General features: G+C 71.4%; 3 protein-coding genes. 2 read left to right on the top strand and 1 reads right to left on the bottom strand.

Annotated features, from left to right (window positions below):
- Nucleotides 1-753, top strand: a 753-nt coding sequence (locus tag ACFU7Z_RS38675) for an ATP-dependent carboxylate-amine ligase (protein WP_380782831.1), incomplete at its 5' end; no start/stop codon positions are given.
- On the top strand, nt 750-1,853 hold the full coding sequence (locus ACFU7Z_RS38680; protein WP_380782833.1) for a methyltransferase domain-containing protein: 1,104 nt from the start codon (nt 750-752) through the stop codon (nt 1,851-1,853). The genes ACFU7Z_RS38675 and ACFU7Z_RS38680, both read left to right, overlap by 4 nt.
- Before the next feature lie 60 nt (nt 1,854-1,913).
- Here ACFU7Z_RS38680 and ACFU7Z_RS38685 read toward each other — a convergent pair whose 3' ends face one another.
- Nucleotides 1,914-2,348, bottom strand: a complete 435-nt coding sequence (locus ACFU7Z_RS38685; RefSeq protein ID WP_074001997.1) for a VOC family protein — start codon at nt 2,346-2,348, stop codon at nt 1,914-1,916.
- Nucleotides 2,349-2,481: the final 133 nt, after the last annotated feature.

Genomic DNA, 2,481 nt, shown 5'->3' on the forward strand with positions numbered 1-2,481 from the left:
GTCTACTACCGTCGCCCGACCGCACCGGAGTTCCCCGCCGAGATGTCGGCGGAGGCCCGCAGCGTGGCCTCCGCCGAGGCGCGGCGAGGGTTCGGCGGCCTGCTGTCCGCGCTGCCCTGCCGGTGGCTGCCGCCGCCGGGCCGCGCGGCCGATGCCGAGTACAAGCCGTTCCAGCTCCGGGTGGCGGCCGAGTCGGGGCTTCGGGTCCCGCGCACGTTGATCACCAATAGGCCTGAAGCCGCACGGGAGTTCGCGGACGGCATCGGGGCTCCGGTGGTCTACAAGCCCTTCACGCCGATCCGCGGGACGGTCGGAGGTCAGTCGGTCGCCGTGTACGCGAGCGTGCTGAGCACGGCCGACACCGGTGATCCGTCGATCCGTACCACGGCGCATCTGTTCCAGGAATGGGTGCCCAAGGCCCACGAAGTGCGGCTCACCGCCGTCGACGGGCGGCTGTTCGCCGCTGAGATCCACGCGAACTCGGCGGCAGCGGAGGTCGATTGGCGAAGCGACTACGACAGCCTGACCTACCAGGCCTGCGATCCTCCCGCAGCGGTGGCGCGTGCTGTCCGTCGCATGCTGGACAGGCTGGAACTGCCCTACGGCGCCTTCGACTTCGTCGTGTCGCCCTCGGGTGACTGGACGTTCCTTGAGGTGAATCCCAACGGGCAGTACGGGTTCATCGAGCAGGCGACAGGCCTGCCCATCACTGCTGCCATCTGCGACTACCTGGAAGGGGTCCACCAGACATGACGACCCTCCTCTATGACGAAGACCAACTCCTGCGGGCACGGCTCGCGTTGGCCTCTGAGGTGGAGCGCGGAAACGCGGTGCTGTCCTCGCGGGTGGTCGAGGCGTTCCTCAATGTGCCGCGGCATCCGTTCGTTCCGGTGTTCTACCGGGAGGAGGGCGATGCTCACCGCCCCTGGCCGGCCGGTGAGGGGTGGCTGCGGGAGGTGTACGCGGACCGGGTGCTGGTCACCGAGGTGGGCGGCGTGCACGCGGAGGATGCCGGGCCGGACGGCGTCCGCGGGGTGGCGACCTCCTCCTCCACGCTGCCGAGTCTGATGGCCGACATGCTCGACGCGCTGGATGTCCGGCCCGGGGACCGGGTGTTGGAGGTCGGGACGGGGACGGGCTACAACGCCGCTCTGCTCTGCCACCTCGCGGGGGCGGCCCACGTCACGACCGTCGACCGTACCGAGCACCTGGTGGCGACCGCCCGTGCCCGGTTGGGTGAGGCCGGCTTCGCGCCCGTCGTGGTCCAGGCTGATGGAGCCGACGGGTACTCGCCGGGGGCGCCGTACGACCGGATCATCGCCACCTGCGGTGTCCGTCGCGTGCCCCGGGCGTGGCTCGACCAGTGCGCGCCGGGTGGCCTCGTCGTCGCTCCGCTGGGTGGTGCGGTGGCCAGGCTCACCAAGGTGTCGGACGGGCGCGCGGCCGGGCGGTTCCTGCATCGTCCGGCGGCCTTCATGCCGTTGCGCGGCGGGAGGGACGCGGCCCCGGGGGTGCCGGAGCCGCAGGCGGACAGCCGGAGGACGGAGATCGGCGCTCGCGTCCTGGACGACCCGGGGTTCGCGTTCTGGGCCGACCTCCACCTCGGTCCCACCGTCGTCCGGGACGGTCACGTCCTTCGCGATGTCGCGGACGGCTCGACCGCCCAGGCGCACGGCGGCACCGTCGCCCGCAGCGGCCCCCGCGACCTCTGGCGGACGGTCGAAGCCGCCCACCGGAGCTGGCTGGGACAGAACCGCCCCCGCCGTGAGTGGTTCACGGTCGAGGCCGGGCCGGAGGGGCAGTTCGTGAGCTACTCGGCACCGGACGGCAGCGTGACCCGCTGGGCGCTCTGAGCGCACAGGAGTCGGCCATGTCGACTTCCTGCGCAGGGAGTTGTGGAATTCGGGCGGTGCTCAGTCGAGGCAGAACTCGTTGCCCTCGACGTCCTGCATCGAGAGGCACGACTCGTTCTCCTCGTCGGCGACCAGCAGCTGGACGCGGGTCGCGCCGAGGGCTACCAGTCGGGCGCACTCGGCCTCCAGGGCCGCGACGCGCTCCGCGCCGACCAGGCCGGTGCCGGCCCGTACGTCGAGGTGCACCCGGTTCTTGACGACCTTGCCCTCGGGGACGCGCTGGAAGTACATGCGCGGGCCCGCACCGGTGGGGTCACTGGCGGCGAACCACGAGCCCCGCTTCTCGGGCGGCAGCGAGCGCTGGTAGTCGTCCCAGGTGTCGAACCCCTCCGGCGTGGACGGCGGGACGTACCCCAGGGCCTCGCACCAGAAGCGGCCGACGCGCTCGGGCTCCGCGCAGTCGAAGGTGACCTGGAACTGCTTGATCGATGCCATCGGGCCACCATAGCCATGACAAGAAAGTCACACCGCTCAATTTCCGGCACCGCACAGGGGAGAGAACGACGTCGCCCCGCCGAGCCGGTGCTCGACGGGGCGACGTGCGGGGTGACGTGCGAGGCGATGTACG

The sequence above is a fragment of the Kitasatospora sp. NPDC057518 genome, from assembly GCF_042802075.1.
Lineage (GTDB): Bacteria > Actinomycetota > Actinomycetes > Streptomycetales > Streptomycetaceae > Kitasatospora.